At 60.9% G+C, this 25,728-nt stretch carries 16 protein-coding genes, 2 rRNA genes and 2 pseudogenes; 2 read left to right on the top strand and 18 right to left on the bottom strand.

Translation table 11 applies throughout. From position 1 onward, the window contains the following. Positions 1 to 154: 154 nt before the first annotated feature. The 6 genes from L0U84_RS33455 to L0U84_RS33480 all read right to left on the bottom strand — a co-directional run bounded on the left by L0U84_RS33455 (position 155) and on the right by L0U84_RS33480 (position 8,672). Complete coding sequence (locus L0U84_RS33455; protein ID WP_233856294.1) at positions 155 to 1,258, bottom strand: YjgN family protein; 1,104 nt, start codon at positions 1,256 to 1,258, stop codon at positions 155 to 157. Positions 1,259 to 1,899: 641 nt separating this feature from the next. Beyond that, positions 1,900 to 3,108, bottom strand: a complete 1,209-nt coding sequence (locus L0U84_RS33460; protein WP_233856295.1) for an aminotransferase-like domain-containing protein — start codon at positions 3,106 to 3,108, stop codon at positions 1,900 to 1,902. Between the two features lie 152 nt (positions 3,109 to 3,260). After that, on the bottom strand, positions 3,261 to 4,433 hold the full coding sequence (locus L0U84_RS33465) for an NAD(P)/FAD-dependent oxidoreductase (protein WP_233856296.1): 1,173 nt from the start codon (positions 4,431 to 4,433) through the stop codon (positions 3,261 to 3,263). Between the two features lie 160 nt (positions 4,434 to 4,593). Then, a complete protein-coding gene (amaB, locus tag L0U84_RS33470) occupies positions 4,594 to 6,093 on the bottom strand; it encodes an L-piperidine-6-carboxylate dehydrogenase (RefSeq protein WP_233856297.1) in 1,500 nt (499 codons plus the stop codon). Between the two features lie 171 nt (positions 6,094 to 6,264). Beyond that, positions 6,265 to 7,176 carry a LysR family transcriptional regulator gene (locus L0U84_RS33475; RefSeq protein ID WP_233856298.1) on the bottom strand — a complete coding sequence of 304 codons (912 nt, stop codon included), beginning with the start codon at positions 7,174 to 7,176 and terminating at the stop codon, positions 6,265 to 6,267. A 113-nt stretch (positions 7,177 to 7,289) separates the two neighbouring features. Further along, entirely contained in the window at positions 7,290 to 8,672 is a 1,383-nt protein-coding gene (locus L0U84_RS33480; RefSeq protein WP_233856299.1) for an MFS transporter, read from the bottom strand. A 260-nt stretch (positions 8,673 to 8,932) separates the two neighbouring features. On the opposite strand from L0U84_RS33480, the pseudogene L0U84_RS43895 reads away from it, so the two are divergent. After that, positions 8,933 to 8,989 (top strand): annotated as a pseudogene (locus tag L0U84_RS43895) (diguanylate cyclase domain-containing protein); the annotation flags it as partial. Between the two features lie 4 nt (positions 8,990 to 8,993). Here L0U84_RS43895 and L0U84_RS33490 read toward each other — a convergent pair. The 9 genes from L0U84_RS33490 to norR all read right to left on the bottom strand — a co-directional run bounded on the left by L0U84_RS33490 (position 8,994) and on the right by norR (position 20,545). Next, positions 8,994 to 9,908, bottom strand: a complete 915-nt coding sequence (locus tag L0U84_RS33490; RefSeq protein WP_233856300.1) for a LysR family transcriptional regulator — start codon at positions 9,906 to 9,908, stop codon at positions 8,994 to 8,996. Positions 9,909 to 9,973: 65 nt separating this feature from the next. Further along, complete coding sequence (locus L0U84_RS33495) at positions 9,974 to 11,242, bottom strand: MFS transporter (RefSeq protein WP_233856301.1); 1,269 nt, start codon at positions 11,240 to 11,242, stop codon at positions 9,974 to 9,976. Positions 11,243 to 11,320: 78 nt separating this feature from the next. Further along, positions 11,321 to 12,940 carry a glycoside hydrolase family 43 protein gene (locus tag L0U84_RS33500; RefSeq protein WP_233856302.1) on the bottom strand — a complete coding sequence of 540 codons (1,620 nt, stop codon included), beginning with the start codon at positions 12,938 to 12,940 and terminating at the stop codon, positions 11,321 to 11,323. A gap of 270 nt (positions 12,941 to 13,210) precedes the next feature. After that, on the bottom strand, positions 13,211 to 14,014 hold the full coding sequence (locus L0U84_RS33505) for an HpcH/HpaI aldolase/citrate lyase family protein (RefSeq protein WP_233856303.1): 804 nt from the start codon (positions 14,012 to 14,014) through the stop codon (positions 13,211 to 13,213). Beyond that, complete coding sequence (locus tag L0U84_RS33510; protein ID WP_233856304.1) at positions 14,011 to 15,399, bottom strand: MmgE/PrpD family protein; 1,389 nt, start codon at positions 15,397 to 15,399, stop codon at positions 14,011 to 14,013. The genes L0U84_RS33505 and L0U84_RS33510 overlap by 4 nt, the downstream gene beginning before the upstream one ends. A gap of 107 nt (positions 15,400 to 15,506) precedes the next feature. Then, entirely contained in the window at positions 15,507 to 16,685 is a 1,179-nt protein-coding gene (locus L0U84_RS33515; RefSeq protein WP_233856305.1) for a CaiB/BaiF CoA transferase family protein, read from the bottom strand. Positions 16,686 to 16,701: 16 nt separating this feature from the next. Further along, positions 16,702 to 17,865 (bottom strand): acyl-CoA dehydrogenase family protein, encoded by a 1,164-nt coding sequence (locus tag L0U84_RS33520; protein ID WP_233856306.1) that lies wholly within the window; start codon positions 17,863 to 17,865, stop codon positions 16,702 to 16,704. Between the two features lie 18 nt (positions 17,866 to 17,883). After that, positions 17,884 to 18,726, bottom strand: coding sequence for an FAS1-like dehydratase domain-containing protein (locus tag L0U84_RS33525; protein WP_233856307.1), 843 nt, complete (start codon positions 18,724 to 18,726; stop codon positions 17,884 to 17,886). Positions 18,727 to 18,949: 223 nt separating this feature from the next. Then, on the bottom strand, positions 18,950 to 20,545 hold the full coding sequence (norR, locus tag L0U84_RS33530; RefSeq protein ID WP_233856308.1) for a nitric oxide reductase transcriptional regulator NorR: 1,596 nt from the start codon (positions 20,543 to 20,545) through the stop codon (positions 18,950 to 18,952). A 138-nt stretch (positions 20,546 to 20,683) separates the two neighbouring features. Between norR and hmpA the strand changes: the two genes are divergently transcribed. After that, complete coding sequence (gene hmpA / locus L0U84_RS33535) at positions 20,684 to 21,865, top strand: NO-inducible flavohemoprotein (protein ID WP_233856309.1); 1,182 nt, start codon at positions 20,684 to 20,686, stop codon at positions 21,863 to 21,865. A 133-nt stretch (positions 21,866 to 21,998) separates the two neighbouring features. Here the strand turns inward: hmpA and L0U84_RS33540 are convergent. From L0U84_RS33540 to L0U84_RS33550, 3 genes and pseudogenes are all read right to left on the bottom strand, one after another. Continuing rightward, positions 21,999 to 22,427: pseudogene (locus L0U84_RS33540) on the bottom strand (CorA family divalent cation transporter); the annotation flags it as partial. Between the two features lie 145 nt (positions 22,428 to 22,572). After that, positions 22,573 to 22,686, bottom strand: a 5S ribosomal RNA gene (gene rrf / locus L0U84_RS33545). Between the two features lie 156 nt (positions 22,687 to 22,842). Next, positions 22,843 to 25,723: ribosomal RNA gene (locus L0U84_RS33550) — 23S ribosomal RNA — on the bottom strand. Positions 25,724 to 25,728 lie beyond the last annotated feature (5 nt).

A 25,728-nucleotide genomic window follows, 5' to 3' on the forward strand; every position in this document is an offset into this window, starting at 1 on the left:
CAGTCGCGTCGGCAACGTGCCCCATCCGAGGCTATACGACAACTTCACGAGCCGTCCGGCAGCGAAAAGATGTCCACGCAGCGTCGCCGGAGCGACCGCGCTACGGCCGTCGAAGTAACGCGCGCCACGCGGTGCAGGCGAAGCGACGCCAGTCTCAGAAGGCGCCACCATGGTCGAGCAGATTCAGCATGCCCTCGCCGGTCAAAGGCATGGCCACCGTGCTCTGCCCCAGCATGTGCGGATCGAGGTAGCCGGAAACCTGCAGCGTGTCGGCGGCAAAGCGCATCAGCCGATGCAGCACGATCGGCGCGCCGAAGCCTAGCGTGAACACGATGATCGCGAGATTGCCGCACTGCAAACCAAGCAGACGCACGACGCTCACGTTGCTGCCGAAATGCAATTGCGAGCCGAGCGATGTATTGCCCATCACATGGCGCGTCAGCGCCGCGATATAGAAGCTGCGGATCAACATCGTGCCGATGGAGAACAGCGCATAGAACAAGAACAGCGATCCAAGCGCGGCCCGCGACGGCGCCATACCCGCCCCCGACATGAGGCCGGCATGCATCGATGCGAGGGTGCCCTTCAGAAACACCATGAACAGCACCGCGAACAACACAACCACGCCGACGAACGTGACGAGGAACAGGCCGTAGACGAACCATGCGCGCCCCTCGAAGCGAAACGCCAGACTACCGAAGCGGCTCGCGTTGATGCGGCGTTCCGTCAGACGCATCGATGCCCATGGCATCATCTGGCCGAGCGTGAGAACGCACAACAGCGCATACAGCAACGCGCGCACGCCGTAGCCGAGCGTCGAGCCGGTCATGCCGCCGCGAATACCGCACCACTGAGTGCGACTCAGCCGATAGCGTTGCGCGCCGAAAAACGCGGCCGCCGCGAGCACGACGATCAGCAGATACAACGCGATAACAGGCAGCGAACCGAGCGCCGCGCTTTTCGTCAGCATGCGCAAGACCACGCTCAGCGCTCCAGCCGCGAACGCCGCGCTGAACACGACCACGATCGCGAATAGAAAACCCTTGAATAGCTCGCCGCCGGTGCCCGTGTACTCGAAGCGCTCGTCCTGAAACCGCATGTGCGACCAGACATAGCGGCGATTGTTTGTGCGCGCCCAGAAGCGGTAAATGCCGAGCGTCACGATTTGCAGCAGAATGTTTCTGAAAAAGATGCCATAGAGGTCGCCGAGCGTGCCGTCGTAGATCAGCAGCGGCCGCTTCTCGTCGAGTGAATTCATTGCGTTGCCCTCTTTTCCTCATTAACGTTTTTGTGGCCCGCTCACGCATCCTCGTGCGGCACTTGTATGCGGCATGCGTGTGCGATCGCGACGGGCGACGGTGCTTTCCCGTGCGAAGGCCGGCTCGCGTGGCGCGAGCCCATGCAAAACCTGTCTTTCAAACGCTCAGAGAATCACGCAAAACGGAAGCCGGCCGGCAATCACGATAATTACACGGGTTCCAATCTTTATAAACGGCATTTCCGCATATAAATCGGCCATTTTCATTACGAGATTTAGCAACGCGCGAATTTATACAAATTGCATAATCCAGAAATTAAGTCGGGCAATTGCGATTTCATTGGAGGCGATCATTTGACGGCCCGCTCGCGCGCGCACCGTCCGACGCGACAACCCCGCGCAGCCTCGCCTGCGGCTCGTCACGACCGGCCAAGTAGAACGGCATGTGTGAAGGAAAACGATTGCGCATTCGCACGCAACGCAATTCACCCGCAACGCAATTCGCAATTAATGAGGAATGCGGTGAATTCTGTAAAATCGCCGCAATTTTTGGCATTTGGATTAAAAAACCCGGCTAAGCATTAGATACTCGCCGGGTAATCCGATGCATTCAACTGATTGCATCGACGCGATCAAAGTTTTTATTTCCCCTCGAGATACTGCTCGAGCGCCCGCTTCATACGATGCACGCCGGTTTCAATCTGCTCCACACCCGGCGCGGCAAACGACAGTCGCAGCGCCGCCCTATCGACCGCGTCCTTGTAAAACGCGACGCCCGGCACGAACATCACGTTCTGTTCGATGCACATGCGCAGATAGTCGGATGCATCGCACGCCGCGTTCAGGCGCGCCCACACGAACATGCCACCCGCCGGACGATGGAAAGCGATGTGCTGCGCGAGATGCGTGTCGAGCGCATCGCATAGCGCGCGGCATTTCATGGCATACGCATCGACAATGCGCGGCAGATGCCGCTCCAACGCGCCGCTTGCGAGGTACTCGGCGGCGATCGCCTGGGTCCACGGTGCGCTGCATAGATCGACGGTCTGCTTGGCGACCACGCAACGCCGCACGATCTCCGCGTGCGCGACCATCCAGCCGACACGCAATCCTGGCGCGACGATCTTCGACAGACTCGAAAAATGCACGACCCAGTCGCGCGAACCGGGCACTTGCTCGCTCAATGCGAAAAGCGAAGGCACTGCCGTGCCATCGAACCGCAGATCGCCATATGGATCGTCTTCGACGATCACGAACCGATAACGCGCCGCCAGTTTCAACAATGCGATTCGACGCTCGAGCGACAACGTCGCGCCGGTCGGATTCGCGAACGTCGGCACCGTGTACAGCAGCTTGGGAGCGCTGCGCAACGTGTCCGATTCGAGCACTGCGGCGAGTTTCGCAACGTCGAGGCCGTGCTGATCGACGGGCACCGTGACGACGTCGGCCTGTTGGAGCTTCAGCGCCTGCAAGGTGGCCGGATACGCGGGCTGCTCGACGAGCACGATGTCGCCGGGCGCGACCATCACCCGCAGCAGCAGATCGAAGCCTTGTTGCGAACCGGTCGTCACCAGCAGGTCTGGGGGCGCGCATGGCGCGCCGCGCCGTGTCATCAGCAGCGCGAGTTGTTCCTTGAGGATCGCGATGCCATCGGTCGGGCCGTATTGCAGACACAGCGTCGGCTGCTGCGACGCGCGCGCGGCCGCGGCATCGAGTCCTTCGCGGTCGAACAGATCGCTCGCCGGATAACCGCCGGCGAAAGAGATCATGCCGGGCTGCGCGAGGTATTTGAACAGTTCGCGGATCGGCGAACCGCTCGGGGCTTCGAATGCGGGATTGAATGAGAACATGATGTCGGCCGCCTGCCTTTCGTGTGATATCGATTCAGATGTCGAAGACGATCGGCGTCGATTGTGGCCAACGGCGGGAACTGCGGCAAACGATATCTATGCACTACTTATTGCGTTTTACGCATGACCCCGCTTCAGGCCCATAAAAGGCGCTACACCACGTTCTTTTCGATGATCGGCCGGTTTTCGAGCACGCGCGCAAAGCTCAGTGAACTGAGATCGAGCGTCGCATAGCGGCCATGCAGAATCAATTCGCTGATGCCGCGCCCGGTTGCCGGCCCCTGCTGCAAACCGTGGCCGCTGAAGCCGTTCGCGAAGATGCAGTTGTCGACATCCGGATGATGGCCAATGATCGCGTTCTGATCGAGCACGTTGTATTCGTAATAGCCGGACCAGCAGTTTTGCACTCGCAGCGCCTCGAATTGCGGCACGCGATTGGCAAGCGTCGGCCAGATCACATCGTCGAATAGCGCGTGATCGACTTCGTCGAGCGGTAGATCGTCGGGGTCGTTATCGGCCGATGGCGACGTGCCGCAAATATACGAATTCCCTTCGGGCCGGAAGTACACGCCGCTCGGATCGATCAGCAGCGGACAGCGTTCGAGTCTGGCCGGCGACGTGACGTTGAAGATACTGCGCCGCCGCGCATAAACCGGCAGGTCGATGCCGATCATCTGCGCGACCTTGCGCGACCACGCGCCGGCCGCGTTGACGACGACGTCGCAAGCATAGGTCTCGCCGTCGGCGGTCTGTACCTGCGTGACGCGGTTGCCGTCGCGATGTAGCGCGGTGACGTCGGCCGCGACGTAGCGCGCGCCGAGCGCCTGCGCTTTCTTGCGCAGCGCCTGCACGAGACCGTAGCCGTCGAACCAGCCTTCGCCGCTTTCGCCAAAAGCGCCGGCAACGAGGTCGTCGGTATTGAGCCAGGGGCAGCGCGTTTGCAAGCCTCGCGCGTCGAGCAGACTAATATCCGCGCCGAGGCTTTTTTGCAGCGCGTGATTCTCGCGCAGCGTCGCTTCACCGGCTGATGTCGCGAGAAACAGGTAGCCGCCTTCGTGCAGATCGATCGAGGGCCGCGTGCCGTCGACTTCGAGCCGCTCGCCGATCGAGCGCAGAAACTCGATGCCGAACAGCGACATCTGAATGGAAAGCGGCGTCGAAAACTGCTGCCGGATCGACGCCGCCGACAACGCCGACGACGAACGCGCATAGGTCGGATCGCGCTCGATTACCGTGACGCCGACTGTCGGATCGGACAGCCGCAAGAAATACGCAATCGAACTGCCGATCACCCCACCGCCGACGATCACGACTTTCGAACTCACGTCTTACTCCACGAGTAACGTGGCCGCTCCGGAACGCCGGGCGGCGCAAACGGATTGCTATCAGGAACGCGCGGTTGCCTGCGCGCGTCACGGCGAGCGCGGCGCATCCGCATCGAGCGCAATGCGCCGCCATCGCTCACAACGTCACACTTGCGCGCGCTCAGTCGAGATTGAAGTCGATGCCTTGCGCAAGCGGCAGCGCCGACGAGTAGTTCACGGTATTGGTCGCGCGACGCATATAAGCCTTCCACGCATCCGAACCCGACTCACGACCGCCGCCCGTTTCCTTCTCGCCGCCAAACGCGCCGCCGATCTCGGCACCGCTCGGTCCGATGTTGACGTTCGCGATGCCGCAGTCGCTGCCCGACGCGGACACGAAGCGTTCCGCTTCGCGCAGGTCGCTCGTGAACACGCACGACGACAAACCGTGATGCGCCGCATTGTTCGCCTCGAGCGCATCGGCGAAGTCGGCATAGCGCAGCACGTACAGAATCGGCGCGAAGGTTTCCTTCAGCACGACCGACGTTTGCGACGGCATCTCGACGATGGCCGGACGCACGTAGTAGCCGCCCTCATAACCCTTCACCTCGACTCGCTCGCCGCCGAACACCTTGCCGCCCTCGGCCTTCGCCTGCTGCAGCGCTTCCTGCATGCGGTCGAACGATTGACGGTCGATCAATGGCCCCATCAGCGTGCCCTTTTCGAGCGGATTGCCGATCGGCACGCGGCTATACAGCTGCTTCAGACGTTCGACGGTCTTCTCGTACACGCTGTCGTGCACGAACAGACGCCGCAGCGACGTGCAACGCTGACCGGCCGTGCCGACCGCCGAGAACAGGATGCCGCGCATCGCGAGTTCATGGTCGGCCGTCTGCGTGACGATGCCGGCGTTATTGCCGCCGAGTTCGAGCAGCGAGCGGCCGAAGCGCTTCGCCACTTCGACACCGACCTTGCGACCCATTTCCGTGCTGCCCGTCGCGCTGACGATCGACGCGCGCGGATCGGCCACGAGCTTTTCGCCAACGTCGCGGCCGCCGATGATCAATGCGCTCAGGCCAGCCGGCGCGTCGCCGAATTCCTTCAGCGCGTCTTCGAGAATCCTGTTCACGGCCAGCGCCGACAGCGGCGTCTTTTCCGACGGCTTCCAGATCACCGCGTTACCGCACACCAGCGCGAGCGCCGCATTCCACGACCACACCGCCACCGGGAAATTGAACGCCGAGATCACGACGCAGGTGCCGAGCGGATGCCACGACTCCGCCATCCGATGACCCGGGCGCTCGGACGCGATCGTCAAACCGTACAGTTGACGGGACAAACCGACCGCGAAATCGCAGATGTCGATCATTTCCTGCACTTCGCCCATGCCTTCCTGAAGGATCTTGCCGGTCTCCAGCGAGACGAGGCTGCCGAGCGCCTGCTTCTGTTCGCGCAGCCGATTGCCGAGCAGCCGCACCAGCTCGCCGCGGCGCGGCGCCGGCACGTTGCGCCACACGGCGAACGCGTCTTTGGCCCGAGCGAGCGCCGTGTCGACCTCAGCCGCCGTCTGGCTGGCCACACGGCCGATGAGCTCGCCGGTGATCGGCGAATGAACCACGATATCGCCGGCTTGCGCGGCTTGGGCAATGCCGAGATCGGCAAGGATGGTGGACGCGTCCATGTGAACCCCTTTAATTTCCGATACGAAACAAGAGTAAGTTCGGAAACTATACACGCGGGTTTCTATGCCGGCAAGGAGATGCTGGGGAGTGAAATACCGGTTGACAAAAGGCTGCGGTGTTTCCAGAAGGAAACTTCGTCGGACATGGGGCGGGTGTCCCACGGCCGCGCGTCAAGCATCTGGCGCGCCGTCCCCCTCCGCCACCGCCATCAACCGGTCGACCAGCACGCGCGCGAACGGCGGCAAGTCCTTCAGACTGCGCACGCAGATCTTCAGCTTGCGCTCGGCCCACGGATCGTTCAGGCCGACGATCGCGATCTGCATCGTCTTGATGTGCCGCAGCGCGACCGACTCCGGCACGATGCCGATTCCGACACCCGCCTCGATCATCCTGCACGCGGCCTCGAAGTTGCCGACCTGGATGCGAAGTTTGAGACGCGCGCCGAGCGCATCGGCGGCGCTCATGATGAACGCGTGAATCGCGCTCGACGTCGGCAGGCTCACGAAGTTCGCGTTCAACACCTGCGAAAAATCGACCGACGCCTGCCTTGCGAGCGGATGCTCGTACGACGTAACCAGCACGAGCCGATCGTCGCGATACGGCAGCATCTGCAGATGCTCGGCATGCACATTGCCCGCGACGATGCCGATATCGGTCGCGCTGTCGGCGACGCCCTTGACGATCTCGCCGCTCAACACTTCGCGCAGATCGATGTTCACGTCCGGGTGATCGCGCAGGAACCGGCTCAGCACCGCCGGCATGAACTCGCTGATCGCGGTCGTGTTGGCCCAGATGCGCACGTGGCCCTTGATGCCTTCGCCGTACTCCTGCATGTCGCCTGCCAGATGCTCGACGCGTTCGAGCACGAGCCGCGCGTGGTGTACGAAGGCCTCACCAGCGGGAGTCGGCGTCACACCCTGGCTGGTTCGATAGAGCAGCTTGACGCCAAGCTGCTCCTCGAGATTCTTGACCCGGTTGCTGGCGGCCGGCGCAGACAGGTGCGAACGCTCCGCGGCACGCGCGAGATTGCGCGTGTCGGCGATGTGCAGGAGCAGGCGTAAATCGACGAAATCGAAGTGCATGATGAAAGCTGCTGGCGAAGCACGCGCAAAGCAAACTTTCATCTTAACCGGACGCGGTGAAATTTAGCCGGGGAAAGATCCGAATCGACGGACCGCCTTCATGCGCGTATTGCCTAAGCCGACTCTTGCATCATCTCAGCTTGCGGCATCAGCTCGGCATCGGGCGAAATCTCTTCGAGCGTCTGCTGACTCGTTTCGATGCGCAGCGCGAGAATCGCGATGCTCAGCAACAACAGTACGCCACCGACCATCGTCAGCACACCCGTCACCCCGAATTGCGTGTACAGCAACAGCGCGACATAGGGTGTCGACATCGACGCCGCGCGGCCGCACGTACCGGCCACGCCGGTGCCGCGCAAGCGATGCGCGGTCGGAAACAGCTCGGGGATGTAGCCGAACAGACCGAGTGTGCAGACCGTGTAGATCGCCGTGACGAGCGCGAAGCCGACGACCGCGATCGGCACCGGCGCGCGCATCTGGACGTAAATGAAGCCGAGCACGATCGTTGCGAGCGAGAACAGCACGATGCCGTTGCGCCGCCCGAGGCGGTCCGTGACGAGATAACCGACGACAGCGCCGGCCGGCGCGCCGAACGACATCAGCAACACGAAACCGAGCGACTGCACGATGGTCAGGCCCTCCTTGACGAAGAACGTCGGCAGCCACGCGACGAAACCGTACAGCGACATGTTGATCGCCATGCAGGTCAGCGCGGCGACCAGCGTGCGGCCGATCATGCCGCGCGCGAACAACGCCGAGAACGGTGCGGCCGGCACCTCGTGACTGACCACGCGCGCGACCGGCGGCAGCTTGCCGACGCGCGCCTCGACCTGTCGCTCGATCGCCGCGACGGTCGCCTCAGCCTCTTCGAGCCGGCCGACCGTTTCAAGCCAGCGCGGCGACTCCGGCATCCGATGCCGCAGAAACCACACGATCAGCGCACCGACACCCGCGATCGCGAACATGTAGCGCCAGCCGAGATGCGGAATCACCCAATAGCCGATTGCGGTCGCACCGAGCAGACCGGAGTTGATGATCAGCGCTAGCAACGCGGTCCAGCGGCCGCGTGTCGCGGGTGGCACGAATTCGCACAGCGTGCCGGCCGCGACCACGAGTTCAGCGCCGAGGCCGATGCCCATGATGAAGCGCAGCAGGATCAGCCAGTAGATGTCCGGCGCGAAGCAGGCGGCGAGCGATGCGATGCCGAAGATCGCGAGATTGGCTTGATATGAGTAGCGTCGGCCGAAGCGGTCGCCGAGATAGCCCGACAGGCCAGCGCCGATCATCATGCCCATGAAGGTTGCGGAGATGAAGAAAGAGCCGAGGCGCAGATCGGTGAAACCGGTTTTGACCATCGCCGCGAGGGCGCCGTTGGCGAGATAGATGTCGAAGGCGTCGAGGAAAGCGCCCGCGCCGATCAGGCCGAGGATGTTCCAGTGGAAACGGGTGATCGGCAGGCGGTCGAGGCGTGCGCCGGAGTTGATGGGGGCTGACAAATTGTGTCTCCTGTCTTTTTAAGCTGCGCGCGGGCGAGAGCCGCGTGCGCGGAACAGTTCTGCGAGGCTGCATCCGTTGGATGCGGCGACTCGGAGCAGAGCGCTGAACGGCCGCTGTTGAATCGTGCTGGGCCGTTGGCTTCGAGATTGCGACAGGTGACGTGGAGTGGGAATTGGGTTTTTTGGAGGTGCGTGTTCTGGTTTGATTAAGGGAATGGAAAAGAAGCTCTTCACTCGGCGCTGCCCGTTGAAACCTCGATCTCGATTACTTCAAGAAGATCAACAACAGTTACGGACACGATATTGGCGACGAAGTGCTCGCTAGTGAGCGTTCGCCAACTCGACGACGAAGTCCAGAAAGGCTCGCGTCTTGGCCGGCATGTGATGCCGTGACGGGTAGCAGGCGTAGAGGGGATAGCGTTCGTCAGGCCAGTCGGGAAAGAGATTGATCAGCCGCCCTTCATCAATCAGATGCTCGGCACCGAGAAGAAGCATCTGCGCGACGCCGGATCCAGCGAGGCACGCGTTGAGCAGCGCACCAGGATCGTTCACCGTCAATCGTCCCCGCGGGGCAATCACGATGTGCTTGCGTTTGCGATGGAATTCCCAGGGGAACGGCTTGCCTGTCTCCGGATTACGGAATTCCAGGCATCGGTGAGTCGGGCCTTCGAGATCTTCCGGCTTTGCCGGGCGGCCGCGTCGTGCGATGTACGAAGGGGCGGCGACCGTCACCACGGCCGTGTCGAGCAGCTTGCGTGCGACCAGCGTCGATATCCTCGGCTCGCCGAACCGCAGCGCGAGATCAAATCCCTCGAGAACCAGATCGCCGAGATGATCGCGCGCGATGAACTCGATTTCGAGCTCAGGATGCGCATCCATGAACTGGTCGAGTTGCTGCCCGAGGATCGCCCGGTAACAAACCGGATCGAGGTTGACCCGCAACTTCCCCCGCACCGCCGATGCGCCGCCGGCCGCGGCCACGGCGGCCTCCTCCAGCCCCGCGAGGTGCGGCATCACCTGCTCGTAAAAGCGGCGGCCCTCCTCCGTCAGCGATACGGAACGTGTGGTCCGGTTGAAGAGCCGGATCTTCAGCCTCTTTTCGAGCCTTGCAATGGCTCGGCTCACGCCAGGCGGTGACATTCCGATCACTTCCGACGCAGCCGCAAACGTGCCGGCGTCGACTACCGCGGCAAATACGCTAATCCCACTGGAATAATTTTCGATCCTCGATTTCATGGTCGGGCGAATCAAAGCAGGTGACTGAGCCGGAATTATCACCGGCTCAGGCCCCATCGCTCCATTTATCCAGCTGCCTGGTTCTGCGCGGTTACTTCTGCGCCGCCGGTCAACGCGGCAGTGTCGCTGCGGTCCGTCCTCGTATTGATGAACCATGCGGAAACCGACGCCAGCAAGAAGCAGCCGACGAAGAGGTGGAAGACGACATTGAAGTCGTTGTTCGTCCTGGTCAGGATGTAACCGACGATCAGCGGGGAAAGAAATCCTGCCAGCTGACCCGCTGCATTGACAAAGCCGATTGCCGACCCGACGACCTTGTTCGGCAGCGCGACGTTCGGGATGGTGTACAACGAACAGCCGGCCATGGTCGAGAAGAAATAGCCGATCGTCTGATAGAAAACCGCCGTTTCCACGGTCTCGGCATGGGCCGTCATATAAGCAAAGATGGCGGCCACGATGCAGCCGAGGACGACCAGCAATTCGCGACGATTGCGGAAGAACTTGTCGGAAAGAAAGCCGGTGATGCAGTAGGCAATCGTGCCGACGAGAAATGGCACCGACGCCATAATGCCCATTCGGGCCGTCGAAAGGCCGCGCGCTTTCAGCAGATATGTCGGGAACCAGCTCATGATGCCCCACGAGGCAATGCTAAAAACGAACAAGGTGACGAAGCACCACCAGACCAGCGGAGTTTTCACCAATCCAGCGAAATCCGCCTTGCCGGCGGAAGCAGACGATGTTTTTTCGCTGGTACCGATTTCCTCCAGTTCGATATCCGAAACGTGCTTGCTGTCCTTTGGGCTGTTTCGGATATAGATCCAGCCGAATATCGCCATCGCGATACCGGGTATGAACAGGCTCGTGAAGATCGCGCGCCATCCCCACGCGGCCATCACGGCGGCCACGAACAGCGGCGCCAGTGCAGGTCCCAGAGCATTGGTGGTCATCATCAGCCCGGTCGCCCGTCCCACTTCGCGCTTTGGGAACCATGCCGACAGTGCCTTGAATGCGGCCGGAGGAAAGAGCGCTTCGCCGACGCCGAACGCGACCCGCACCACCAGCATCAAACCGAGCGAATTGCACAGTCCAGTAAGCGCGGTGAAAACCGTCCACCACGCAATCCCGATCGTGGTCATTAGCCGCGGGCCGAATCTGTCCGCAAGCAGGCCTGCCGGGATCTGACATAGCGCGTAGCTGAAGAAGAACGCACTGAGGATTCCTCCCATTTCCATCGCCGACAGATGAAACTCCGACGCAATAAATGGAATAGCCGCTGCCATGATCATTCTGTCCATATAACAGAGCAGATAGATCGCGAACAGAATCAGCAGCACGAGATAGCGATGTCTCCAACGAAAGCGCATGAGGTCTTCCTTATTATCGATCGACAGCGATGAAACGAAATCCGCGTCCTAGCCGGCCAGTTGGCGGTACGAGAACGACTTGAAATCGGCAGGCTCGCGAAAACCGAGCATGTCGTTGACGGTGATACCCGTGAAAGCCCCCGTGAAGCCGATTGGGGTTGCATATTCGTCGCTGAGTTTCGTGAAATCCTTTTCCAGTCCGAGGTCCTTCCAGTCACCATCCGTCATGCGATAGAAGAAGCGCAGTTTCGCGTCCACGACGCGCATCCGCAGGTCGATCCCGGTGGCCTCGGGCAGCGTCGCGAGTCGATTGCTGTAGGCGAAGCTGCCGGCATCCATTTCCATGTAGGACAGGATTTTTGTGCCGTCGTCGTCGCGCGTGACGAACAGATAGTAGAAGGTGTTCTCGTCGTAACGTGCCATGAGCCCTGCCATGTGCAGATACGACTTGGGCGAAAATTCCAGCGCCGTTTCGACTTCGAACTGCCAGTCGCGGATGCGACAGGCCAGCAAGCTTTGATGGAACCGCGAAGTCGGCGACTCTTGCCCCCTTATCCGCAGATGGCCCGGATGTTCGTGAAGATTGCACCACTCGTCGCTGATAGGGATTCGCAGACTCTGCAGTTCCAGCGGCAACGCGGCACATTGTTCGAAATCGACCGCCCAACTGCTGTCGAGGCTTTGCTCGATGTGCGAGTCGATCACGAAAGATTCGGCCGGGATCACGCCACCACTAGCGAGGCGGGGCCAGTCGGCCTGCCATTCGATCGCTGCGATGCAGGTCTCGCGGCCTAGCGGCGAGCGCTTCGTGTGCGCATCGATCGGTCTCGATCCGAGATACGTCATGTACCACTGCCCGTGCGGACCTTCGACAAGATTGCCGTGGCCGGTCCGCTGGATCCGTCCATTTGCGTCGCGCGACGTGAGCATCGGCGTGTCGGGATGAAGCTCGTATGGACCGAAAATATCGCGAGACCTGGATACACACGTTGCATGCGTATAGCCTGTGCCGCCCTCCGCTGTGATCAGGTAGTACCAGCCTCCCTTCTTCAGCAAATGCGGAGCCTCGTAGATCTGACATTTCATGAAGTAATCGGTCTTCAGGTTGGCGCCCTTATAGATGACGCGCTCTTCGCCGATCAGCTTTTCCTCCTGCACCGAGTATTCCCGCAGAACGATTCCGACGAAAAGGTCTTCGTGGATCCCTCTGAAATCGCGCCGGATATAGGCCAGCCACTTTTTGCCCGATTCGTCGTGGAACAGCGACGGATCGTATCCGCCGGACACGAGATGCACGGGCTCCGACCAGGGGCCGGTGATGTCCGGGGCGGTCACGAGGTAGTTGTGCATGTCACGCAGCGGGGAGATCTTCTGCTCGCCTTTCCATGCCTTGGTGTCGGTATAGACGAGCCAGTAAAGGCCGTCGTGATAGGACAGAGCGGGCGCCCATATCCCTGCGGACGGCTGCTCCCCGATCAGGTTCAATTGCGATAGCCTATCCAGAGGCGTGGCCTTGAGTTCCCAGTTGACGAAGTCTTTCGATTCGTAAATGAGAACGCCCGGATACCATTCAAACGTTGAAACCGCGATGTACCAGGCATCCTTGCCACGACATACGCAAGGATCCGGATTGAAGCCGCGCAGTACTGGATTTTGAATAGTGCTCATCGGAAGGGGTATTTTGTGACGTGCTGAGGGGAACGGACTGTTACCGATAACAATTTAATCTAGCATGTGACCAGTCAACTATTCAAGTGCGGTGATGGGGGGGTATTCCCTTGAGTGAGGTGCTCGCTGGTACGTCGTTCGAATGACCGGCAAGTGAGTGGCTTCAGTCGGAGGGATACGTTGATACCCTGATCACACGCGCTCCCTCGATATGTAGAAATCCAGCGGTGTTCCAGTCGTCCTCGGGATTTTCGGCTGTCGTGCCGTCTTTCAGCCCAAAACCCTCCGCGCCCGCAGGATCACCGGCATATCGACCATTTTCCCATCCACTGCAACGGCGGCGCCATCGCTCGCCTCGACAGCCGCAAGCACCCGCCGTGCCCACTCCACCTCGGCGTCGCTCCACGCATACGCGCGATGCACCGCCTCGATCTGCTTCGGATGAATGCAAAGCTTGCCGCCGAATCCAAACCGCCGCCCGCGCCGCGCATCGGCTTGCACCGCATCAGCATCGATAATGGTCGTCGACACGCCATCCACCGGCGCACCAATTTCAGCGAGTCTCGACGCAAGCACGATCTGCGAGCGAAACAGATGCAACTCCTCGCCATCCCCATCGATACCGAGATCGACCTGAAAATCCAGCGTGCCGAACACGATACGCAGCACGCGCGGTGAGCCACATAGTTCCGCAAGATTCGCGAACCCACGCGCAGTCTCGACGATCGGCAACACGCTCAACGCCGGATGCGCGTTAGCGAGCACCGCGCAGATCTGTTCGCGTGTCTCAGCTTTTGGCAGCACGATTCCCGCGACTCCGGCCTGCCCAACGAGCGCAGCAACGTCATCTGGAAACCAGCGGGTATCCGAGCCATTGATGCGTACCCACGCGGCCCGCGATGCGTTAGCCGACACTGCGGCTACCACCGCCGCACGCGCCGGCACCTTCTGATCCGGCGGCACCGCGTCTTCCAGATCGAGAATCACCGCGTCCGCGCCGGCCGCATAGGCCTTGTCGAACCGCTCGGGCCGGTTCCCAGGCACGAACAGATACGAGCGGGGCAACGCGCTCATGCCGCCACCGTCGTGCGCGAAGTTGCATCGAATACCGAACCAATCCGCGTCTCTTCGGCAACCCGCCACGCGCGGCGAAGCAATTGCACCGCCTCACCTTCAGTAGCCGCACCCGAAAACGCCGCCAGCCGATGCAGCTTCGTCGCGATCTCATCGCGCGACAACGTATTCCCCGGATCGCCTTTCGGTTCATCGACACGCCCATCGAACACGCGGCCGTCGGTCGTCGCCACCGTGACCTTGCCTATCCAGCGTGCGGGATACGCGGAGTCGACTTCAGCGTCGAGCACCATCGTGACCTTGTCGCGAAACACGGCGATCTCGCTCGCGTCGAAGCCCTGCTCGAATTCGGTCACGCCCGCATAGCCGTGATGCGCGACGAGCCCGAGTACCGTGCCCATGTTGAACTTCGCCTGATGCACGGTACGCGGCGTGACCACGGCACCGAGTACATCGATCGCGCCTTGATGCACGTGCGCGACCACCTTCGCGATGTCTCCCGGCGCGAGACCATGCGCCTGCACGACGGCGAGCAGCGCATCGGCGGCCGGATGCGTATGGCGGCACGCCGCGTGATACTTGAACGACGTCTCCGCGGTCGCCCAGCGGCTGCCGAGCCGATCGACGAGGCGCGCCGGATCGGCGTCGCTCGACATACCCGCGGCCATGCCCTGCGCGCCTTCGAGAATGTGCGTCGCGCCCTTGAAGCCGTCGGCGGCAAGTTGCGCGGCCATCAGGCCATTCGCGGCGGCCATCGCGGTATGCAGTTGCTTCGAGTCGGCGGCGTCGCGCAGAAATTCCCACAGGCCGCTCGCCTGCGTGCCCGCCGAGCCGAACGCATCGAGCATCTGCGACGGCGATAAACCCAACAACCGTCCCGCAGTTGCCGCGGCCGCGACCGTGCCGACCGTGCCCGTGGTGTGAAACACCTTGTAGTGCGAGCGCCCGAGAAATTCGCCGATGCGAATGCCGACCTCATAGCCCGCCACCGCCGCCGCGATGAAGTCGCGCCCCGACGCTCGCTTTGCTTGTGCCAACGCGAGCGCAACCGGAAACACCACGGTCGCCGGATGAAACACCGAGCCATTGTGCACGTCGTCCTGTTCAGCGAAGTGCGATGCCGCGCCGTTGATCATCGCGGCGAAATACGGCGTGGTGCCGCTGCGGTCGATCAGCACCTCGCAGCGGCCCTCGTTCGTCGCACCGGCTGCCGCGCGTGCGAACCGCGCGATCGTCTCGACCGGGCGCGCGCCTTTGCCGGCCAGCGCCGAGCCCAGCCAATCGACGTACAGGTTGACGGTACGCTCGACGACCTCGTGCGGAATGCTGTCGAAGTCGAGTTGTGCGGCGAAAGTGGCAAGTGTGAGACTGGGATGGTCGCTCATGAGTGTCGTGCGCGGTGTTGTGCCAGGTTGCATCGGATTCGTTCGGAATGCCGGCTCGTCATGCTGCATCACATGCGTGCCGGTGCGAAGCAAAGCAGGTCTACTGATCAGATCGTGCCGGCCGCGCGCAGCGCGTCGATACGAGCATTGTCGTAACCAAGCTCACGCAGAATTGATTCGGTATGTTGACCAAGAGTGGGTACCGGGTCCATCCGGGGCGCGATGTCGGAAGGCAAGCCGGGCGGCCGCAATGCCGGTATGGTGCCCGCTGCCGTGCCGACTTCCTGCCAGCACTCGCGCGCCTTCAGTTGCGGATGCGCCCACACGTCGGCGAGCGTATTCATCTGCGCGTTCGCGATGCCGGCCTCATCGAGTCGCTCGATCACCTGCGCGGCGCTCTGCTTCGCGAACGCCACGACGATCACCTCGCGCAGCGCGTCGCGCGCCGCAGTACGCTTCGAATTCGATGCGAAGCGTTCGTCGGTTGCCAACTCAGGCTGTGCGAGCACGCGCTCGCAGAACAGCTTCCATTCGCGTTCGTTCTGCAAGCCAAGCATGACCGTCTTGCCGTCGCCAGCGGGAAACGGGCCGTAAGGATAGATCGTCGCATGCGCGGCACCCGCGAGCGCGGGCTGTGGCTGACCGTCGATCGCGTAGTAGAGCGGATAGCCCATCCACTCGACCATGCTTTCGAGCATCGACACGTCGATACGGCATCCGCGCCCTGTGCGTCCACGCTGCAACAGCGCGCTCAGGATGTTCGAATACGCGTACATGCCCGCCGCGATATCCGCGATCGAGCAGCCCGCCTTCGCTGGCGCGTTGGGTGAACCGGTGATCGACAGAAAGCCGGACTCGCTTTGAATCAGCAGGTCGTACGCTTTCTTGTCGCGATACGGACCGTCCGCGCCGTAGCCGGAGATATCGCAGACGATCAACTTTGGATGCTTGTCGCTCAACGTGCCGTAGCCCAGGCCGAGCCGTTCGGCGGCGCCTGGCGCGAGGTTCTGCACCAGCACGTCGGCATCGGCCACCAGCGCATCGAGAATCTCCGCCGCCGCGGGCTGCTTCAGATCGAGCGAAAGACTTTCCTTCGACCGATTGGTCCACACGAAATGCGATGACAGTCCATGCACGCGTTCGTCATACCCGCGCGCGAAATCGCCGACGCCGGGCCGTTCGATCTTGATCACGCGCGCGCCGAGATCGGCCAGTTGACGTGTGCAGAACGGCGCGGCAATCGCGTGCTCGAGTGTGATGACCTTGATACCGTCGAGAGGTCTCATGATGTCCGCCAGCGGGTCAGAACGAACGCGGCAGCCCGAGGATATGCTCGGCCACGTACGAGAGGATCAGATTGGTCGAAATCGGCGCGACCTGATACAGACGCGTTTCGCGAAACTTGCGCTCGACGTCGTATTCGCACGCGAAGCCGAAGCCGCCGTGAAATTGCAGGCACGCATTGGCCGCTTCCCACGACGCATCCGCCGCGAGCAGCTTCGCCATATTCGCCTGCGCGCCGCACGGTTGATGCGCGTCGAAACGACGGGCTGCTTCGAAGCGCATCAGGCTCGCGGCCTCGACGTTGATGAACGAGCGCGCGATCGGAAACTGCACGCCCTGGTTCTGTCCGATCGGCCGGCCGAACACGACGCGCTCCTTCGCGTATTCGGTGACTTTATCGACGAACCAGTAGCCGTCGCCGATGCATTCCGCGGCGATCAGCGTGCGCTCTGCGTTGAGTCCATCGAGAATGTATTTGAAGCCTTGCCCTTCCTCGCCGATCAGATTCTCGGCCGGAATTTCGAGGTTGTCGAAAAAGAGCTCGTTGGTCTCGTGATTGACCATGTTCAGAATCGGCTGCACGGTCAGGCCATGACCGATCGCTTCGCGCAGATCGACGATGAAGATCGACATGCCCTCTGATTTCCTCTTCACGTCCGCGAGCGGCGTGGTGCGGGCAAGCAGGATCATCAGGTCCGAGTGCTGCACGCGCGAGATCCACACCTTCTGACCGTTGATCACGTAACGGTCACCGCGCCGCTCGGCGGTAGTCTTGATCTTCGTCGTATCGGTGCCGGTGGTCGGCTCGGTCACGCCCATCGATTGCAAACGCAAGTCGCCGTTCGCGATCTTCGGCAGATACTTGCGCTTCTGTTCTTCCGAACCGTGCCGCAACAGCGTGCCCATGTTGTACATCTGCCCGTGACACGCGCCCGAGTTGCCGCCCGCGCGATTGATCTCTTCCATGATCACCGACGCTTCCGTGAGCCCGAGCCCCGAGCCGCCGAAGTCTTGCGGAATCAGCGCGGCGAGCCAGCCGGCCTTCGTCAGCGCGTCGACGAACTCTTCCGGATAGCCGCGTGCTTCGTCGATCTTGCGAAAGTACTCGCCGGAAAACTGCTGACACAGATCGCGCACGGCCTCGCGAATGTCCTGGAACGAATCGTGTTGCGTGATTTGCATTGTCGAGTCTCGTGGATTTCAGGCGAGCGCGGCGGTCGCGCGCATGGTCAGATAACCTTCGTGATCCTTCGCCCACAGGTCGATGGTCTTGCCGTCGACGGACGGTTTGCCACACACCGTAAACGGCTGATCCGCGAACGTGGGGCGAAGCGCGCGGAACGCGAAGCTTTGCAGCGTCGCTTGCGGCAGTTCGCGGCGCACGAGATCGACGAGCAGCGTCGCGATCAGCGGGCCATGCACGACGAGCCCCGGATAACCTTCGACCTGCGTGACATACGGATGGTCGTAGTGAATGCGATGGCCGTTGAAAGTGAGCGCCGAGTAGCGGAACAGCATTACGGCATCGGCGTCGATCGTGCGGCGCCACGTTTCGCCTTCGGGCGCGGGCGCCGGCTGCTGCGGCCGCGCACCCTGCTGCGGCGCGTCGCGATAGACGATGTCGTGCTCCTCTTCGAGCTTCAACTCGTCATCGACTTCGATCGTATGTTGCACGGTGACGAACACGAGGCGGCCCGAGCGGCCGGTCTTGTCCTCGATATTGGCGATAGTCGACGTGCGTCGCGCATGCTCGCCGACTTTCAGCGGAGCATGAAACGTAAGCCGGCCGCCAGCCCACATGCGTCGCGGCAGCGGCACGGGCGGCAGAAAACCGCCGCGCTTCGGATGACCGTCGGGACCGACTTCGGATAGCGGCGCGACCGGCAGAAAGTACAGCCAGTGCCACAACGGCGGCACGGTGTTACCGCTTTCCTCGCGATCGAGCGTAGCGGCGAGCGCCGTTAATGGAAACGCGGTGATGTCGTCTTCGGTCACCGCCTGCTTGTCGAGCCAGTCGTCGAGTTTCTCTGGGGCAGCGGACATGGCGGAGTCTCCAGATTCAGGTGTTGGTCCGTGATGGGTCCCACTATGACCGACGCGCTGTGTTCCGCGAAGTTCGAATTTCCGAAGCGGGCCTTTGGTTTTGATTAAGACGTTAGGCCCGGCGCGCAGCGCTGACAATCTGTTTTCAGCGCGATCAGCGATTCGATAGGGCTTGACCTGCTCGTTTTTGCCGCGCCGCGACGATGCCCCTTCACCTGCTCGCTTATTTGAGCCCCAGTCGTTTGGCCAACCGATTCAGATTCGCCCGGTCCAGCCCCAACTCGCGCGCGACCGCTGCCCAGTTCTGCCTATTGCGGACCAGCGCTTCGAGAACGAGATTGCGTTCGAACTCGGTGACCGCGCTGCGAAAGTCTTTGGTCTCGCTTTCCTCACTTTGCGTGGCGGTTTGATTTGCTTCAGCATCCTGTGCGTCGGACAACGCCAGATCCGCGGCCGTCAACGTCAGAATACGGCGGCGCTCACGACTGGCCGCCAACGCCTTCAGCGCACTGCGTCCGATCAGATGCTCGAGTTCGCGCACATTGCCGGGCCACGAGTAGTGCAGCAGCGCGGCCTGCGCGTCAGTCGCGAGACGCAGACTCAGCAAGCCGAGCCGCGAGCGATTGTCTTCGAGGAAAAAGCCCGCCAGCAGCAGCACGTCGCGGCCACGCTCGCGCAACGGCGGCACGCGTAGCGGATAGACGCTGAGACGATGATAGAGGTCGGCGCGAAAGCGGCCCGCGCGCACTTCTTCGGCAAGATCGCGATTGGTGGCGGCGATCAGCCGCACGTCGACTCTGTGTTCGCGGTCCGAGCCGATGCGCTGCAACTGGCCATTCTGCAGCACGCGCAACAGCTTCGCCTGCACCGCGAGCGGCAACTCGCCGACCTCGTCGAGGAAAATGGTGCCGCCGTCCGCGAGTTCGAACTTGCCACGCCGATCCGCCGACGCCCCCGAAAACGCGCCACGCACGTGCCCGAACAGTTCGCTCTCGACGAGCGTATCGGGCAACGCTGCGCAGTTCAGGCTGATCAGCGGCTTGTTCGCGCGCGGCGACAGCGCATGGATCGCATTCGCGACCAGTTCCTTGCCAACGCCGGTTTCGCCGGTCACGAGCACGGTCAGATCGCTGGCGGCCACCACCTCGATTTCCTTCACCATGCGGCGATGCGCGTCGCTGCTGCCGATCAGTTCGCGCCGGCTCTCGCTGCTCGCCAGCCGATACGCTTCCGCGCGGCGCTGCGCCTCCTCGCCATTGCGTGCCAACGCGTCGATGCGTTCGACGACACTCACGGTCGCGGCCGCGAGGCCGAGAAACGCCTGCAGCGAGGCCATGTCGAGTGTGTCGAAGCGCGCCGGGTCGAGTGCGTCGAGCGTGAGCAGACCCCAGGGCTCGCCGCGGATGAACAGCGGGCACCCCAGGCAGTCGTGCACTTCAAGGTGTCCGGCCGCCATGCCTTGCACGAGGCCGTCGTAGGGGTCGGGTAGATCGGAGTCGGCGGCGAAGCGCGTCGGCCCCGGCTGGGCCAGCAGCTCCTGAAAGCGCGGATGCTCGGCGACGCGAAAACGCCGCCCGAGCGTATCGCTGCTCAAGCCGTCGATCGCGAGCGGCACCAGCGTATCGCCTTCGAGGCGTAGCAGCGCGGCGGCGTCGCCCGGAAACAGAGAGCGCAGCGCACTGAGAAGCCGCCGATAACGCTCGCGCTCGGACAGCTCGCGCGACAGGTCGAGAATCAGCGGGGTCAGAACGTCGAGGACAGCCTCGGTAGTCAGATCGACTGCGGGTCGAGTCTTTTCGACTAGTGTCGAATGAACCATGTTAATTGCCAGATCGTTGATCTAAATGCATTTTATACCTGGCACGATTCGTGGATAGTAGAGGCAGTCTGCCGAAACCGGCTGCGACAATCGCTGATAGACAGACGCTCACACAGACTCTCATCAGGAAATTAAAACATGCTATCCGCCGAACACCGCGCCATCATCAAAGCAACCGTGCCGCTCCTGGAAAGCGGCGGTGAGGCGCTCACCACGCACTTCTACAATCTGATGCTCAGCGAGCACCCGGAAGTGCGCCCGATGTTCAATCAAGCCAATCAGGCGAGCGGCGCGCAACCGCGCGCGTTGGCCAACGGCGTGCTGATGTACGCGCGCCATATCGATCAGCTGGAGCAACTGGGCGGGCTCGTCGCGCAGATCATCAACAAGCACGTGTCGCTGAACGTGCAGCCCGAGCACTATCCGATCGTCGGCAGCTGCCTGCTGCGCGCGATTCGCGAAGTACTCGGTGCGGAGGTCGCAACCGATGCCGTGATCGAAGCGTGGGCCGCCGCGTATCAACAACTCGCCGATCTGCTGATCGGCCTCGAAGAAAAAATCTACGCCGAAAGCGAAGCAGCGCCCGGCGGCTGGCGCGGCACGCGGCTGTTTCGCGTCGCGCGCAAAGTGCAGGAAAGCGACGAAATCACGTCGTTTTATCTGCGTCCCGATGACGGCGGCGAGTTGCTCGCGTTTCAGCCGGGGCAATATATCGGCGTGCGTCTGATGATCAATGGCGAAGAAGTGCGCCGCAACTATTCGCTGTCCGCAATGAGCGATGGCCGCGAATATCGCATCAGCGTGAAGCGTGAACCGACTGGCACCGTGTCGAAGTATCTGCACGAGCAGATCAAGGAAAACGACACCCTCGATCTGTTCGCGCCGGCCGGCGAATTTACGCTGCAACCCGGCGAAAAGCCGTTGGTGCTGATCAGCGGCGGTGTCGGTATCACGCCGACGATGGCGATGCTGCAAGCCGCGCTGAAGACCAATCGTCCGGTGCACTTCATTCACGCGGCCCGTCATGGTGGCGTGCATGCATTCCGCGGCGCAATCGATGCATTGGCCGCACGCCATCCGCAACTGAAGCGCTTCTATTGCTACGAGCAACGCCGTGATGGCGATGCCGACGCGCACGCAGTCGGCTACGTCGACGAAGCGAATCTGAAGAAGTGGCTGCCGGAAACGCGCGACGTCGACGTGTATTTCCTCGGGCCCGTTGCGTTCATGAAGGCGATCAAGAAAGGCCTGAAGGCTATCGGCGTGCCGGAATCGCAGAGCCGTTATGAGTTCTTTGGGCCGGCCGCCGCACTCGAATAACGCACTCGACTGATCGACGAGTTCTTGCCCTCTTCGAATCGTTGCGACGCGTATTCGGAGACGGGCATCTTCAGGTTTCAATCACGCCGGCGGGTTTGGCCTCGTAGAATGCGGGCCGGGTCTGCCGCGCGTTCTAGCGCTCCCTTCTGCGGCGAAACGCCCACCAGCCTGTCAACCCGGTAAAGCCGGCGACCAGCAGCACCATCAGCCAGAAGCCATGCTTGTTCTCGGCGAGCGCAATGCCGCCGACGTTCATGCCGAAGAAACCTGCGACGATATTGATTGGCATCATCAGCACCGTGACGAGCGTCAGCGTGAAAAGCGTGCGGTTGTTCTGCTCCTCGACGCGTGAGGTGATTTCTTCCTGCTGCAATCTGACCCGCTCGATCAATCCCGACACATCCGAAAGCACGACCGAGAACTCCTCCGTCGATTCACGCAGATCCTGCACGTCTTCGGCATGAAGCCAGCGAGGCGGCCTCGGCAGCAAGCGGAAAATCGCGCCCGGCTCGGGTGCCAGCATGCGCTGCAGGCGCGTCAGCGTGCGACGCATCGCGTCGAGGAAAGAAAGTTGACGCGCGCACTTTCCGGCGTCGTATTGTCGAATTGCTGCGGCCCAATTGTCACGAAAGAGTCATCTCTTCCGATTTCGGCCGCGTAAACGCAGAAACCCCACCGCGGTGGGTGGGGTTTCTGGCTTGGGAGGAGCCTGACGATTACCTACTTTCACACGGGCAATCCGCACTATCATCGGCGTAGAGTCGTTTCACGGTCCTGTTCGGGATGGGAAGGGGTGGGACCGACTCGCTATGGTCATCAGGCATGACGGGTTGCTGCGTCGCAATGGTATGCGCCACAGCCAATCGGGAAGAAGCGTAAAGGATTCGTGTGTGGGGGGTTGCGTTGTTTCTGGCACAACACCGATCTCAACCGTGTGCGTGTCGCTCCCCCTGCTGGGGGTAAAACACACCGGTTATAGGATCAAGCCTTACGGGCAATTAGTATCAGTTAGCTCAGTACATTACTGTACGTGCACACCTGACCTATCAACGTCCTGGTCTTGAACGACCCTTCAAGGGGCTCGAAGCCCCGGGGATATCTCATCTTAAGGCGAGTTTCCCGCTTAGATGCTTTCAGCGGTTATCTCTTCCGAACATAGCTACCCGGCGATGCCACTGGCGTGACAACCGGTACACCAGAGGTTCGTCCACTCCGGTCCTCTCGTACTAGGAGCAGCCCCCTTCAAATATCCAGCGCCCACGGCAGATAGGGACCAAACTGTCTCACGACGTTTTAAACCCAGCTCACGTACCTCTTTAAATGGCGAACAGCCATACCCTTGGGACCGGCTACAGCCCCAGGATGAGATGAGCCGACATCGAGGTGCCAAACACCGCCGTCGATATGAACTCTTGGGCGGTATCAGCCTGTTATCCCCAGAGTACCTTTTATCCGTTGAGCGATGGCCCTTCCATACAGAACCACCGGATCACTATGACCTGCTTTCGCACCTGTTCGACTTGTCAGTCTCACAGTCAAGCACGCTTATGCCATTGCACTATCAGCACGATTTCCGACCGTACCTAGCGTACCTTCGTACTCCTCCGTTACACTTTGGGAGGAGACCGCCCCAGTCAAACTGCCTACCATGCACTGTCCCCGACCCGGATTACGGGCCAAGGTTAGAACCTCAAACAGATCAGGGTGGTATTTCAAGGACGGCTCCACGCAGACTGGCGTCCACGCTTCATAGCCTCCCACCTATCCTACACAGACCGGTTCAAAGTCCAATGCAAAGCTACAGTAAAGGTTCATGGGGTCTTTCCGTCTAGCCGCGGGGAGATTGCATCATCACAAACACTTCAACTTCGCTGAGTCTCGGGAGGAGACAGTGTGGCCATCGTTACGCCATTCGTGCAGGTCGGAACTTACCCGACAAGGAATTTCGCTACCTTAGGACCGTTATAGTTACGGCCGCCGTTTACCGGGACTTCAATCAAGAGCTTGCACCCCATCATTTAATCTTCCGGCACCGGGCAGGCGTCACACCCTATACGTCCACTTTCGTGTTTGCAGAGTGCTGTGTTTTTATTAAACAGTCGCAGCCACCAGTTTATTGCAACCCTTTCACCCTCCTGGCGCAGGCCAGTCAAGCTACAAGGGCGTACCTTATCCCGAAGTTACGGTACCAATTTGCCGAGTTCCTTCTCCCGAGTTCTCTCAAGCGCCTTAGAATACTCATCTCGCCCACCTGTGTCGGTTTGCGGTACGGTCACTGTGAAACTGAAGCTTAGAGGCTTTTCCTGGAACCCCTTCCAGTTGCTTCGCTTCCGAAGAAGCTCGCGCCACACCCTTGAGTCCTGTGCCCGGATTTGCCAAAGCACCCTCTTCAATGCAGCGACCGGGACTTCCAACACCCGGACAACCTTCCGCGATCCGTCCCCCCATCGCATTTCACAATGGTGCAGAAATATTAATCTGCTTCCCATCAGCTACGCATTTCTGCCTCGCCTTAGGGGCCGACTCACCCTACGCCGATGAACGTTGCGTAGGAAACCTTGGGCTTACGGCGAGGGGGCCTTTCACCCCCTTTATCGCTACTCATGTCAGCATTCGCACTTCCGATACCTCCAGCACACTTTCCAGTGCACCTTCGCAGGCTTACGGAACGCTCTCCTACCATGCGTGCAAAGCACGCATCCGCAGCTTCGGTATATGACTTAGCCCCGTTACATCTTCCGCGCAGGACGACTCGATCAGTGAGCTATTACGCTTTCTTTAAAGGGTGGCTGCTTCTAAGCCAACCTCCTGACTGTTTTAGCCTTCCCACTTCGTTTCCCACTTAGTCATATTTGGGGACCTTAGCTGGCGGTCTGGGTTGTTTCCCTCTTGACACCGGACGTTAGCACCCGATGTCTGTCTCCCGTGATTGCACTCTTCGGTATTCGGAGTTTGCTATGGCGTAGTAATCCGCAATGGACCCCACAACCATGACAGTGCTCTACCCCCGAAGGTGATACACGAGGCACTACCTAAATAGTTTTCGGAGAGAACCAGCTATTTCCAGGTTTGTTTAGCCTTTCACCCCTATCCACAGCTCATCCCCTAACTTTTCAACGTTAGTGGGTTCGGTCCTCCAGCACGTGTTACCGTGCCTTCAACCTGGCCATGGATAGATCACCTGGTTTCGGGTCTACACCCAGCGACTGAACGCCCTGTTCGGACTCGCTTTCGCTACGCCTGCCCTAATCGGTTAAGCTTGCCACTGAATGTAAGTCGCTGACCCATTATACAAAAGGTACGCCGTCACCCCTTGCGAGGCTCCGACTGTTTGTATGCATGCGGTTTCAGGATCTATTTCACTCCCCTCCCGGGGTTCTTTTCGCCTTTCCCTCACGGTACTGGTTCACTATCGGTCGATCACGAGTATTTAGCCTTGGAGGATGGTCCCCCCATCTTCAGACAGGATTTCACGTGTCCCGCCCTACTTGTCGTACACCTAGTTCTTCCTCGCTGTTTTCGTCTACAGGGCTATCACCTGCTATGGCCGCACTTTCCAGAGCGTTCGACTAACAATGAGAATAAAGAGTACAGGCTGATCCCATTTCGCTCGCCACTACTTTGGGAATCTCGGTTGATTTCTTTTCCTGCGGTTACTTAGATGTTTCAGTTCACCGCGTTCGCTTCACATGACCTATGTATTCAGTCATGGATACTCCATTAGGAGTGGGTTTCCCCATTCGGACATCTCCGGATCAAAGCTTGTTTGCCAGCTCCCCGGAGCTTTTCGCAGGCTACCGCGTCCTTCATCGCCTGTGATCGCCAAGGCATCCACCACATGCACTTGTTCGCTTGACCCTATA

It is taken from the genome of Paraburkholderia sp. HD33-4, from assembly GCF_021390635.1.
Taxonomy (GTDB): Bacteria; Pseudomonadota; Gammaproteobacteria; order Burkholderiales; family Burkholderiaceae; genus Paraburkholderia.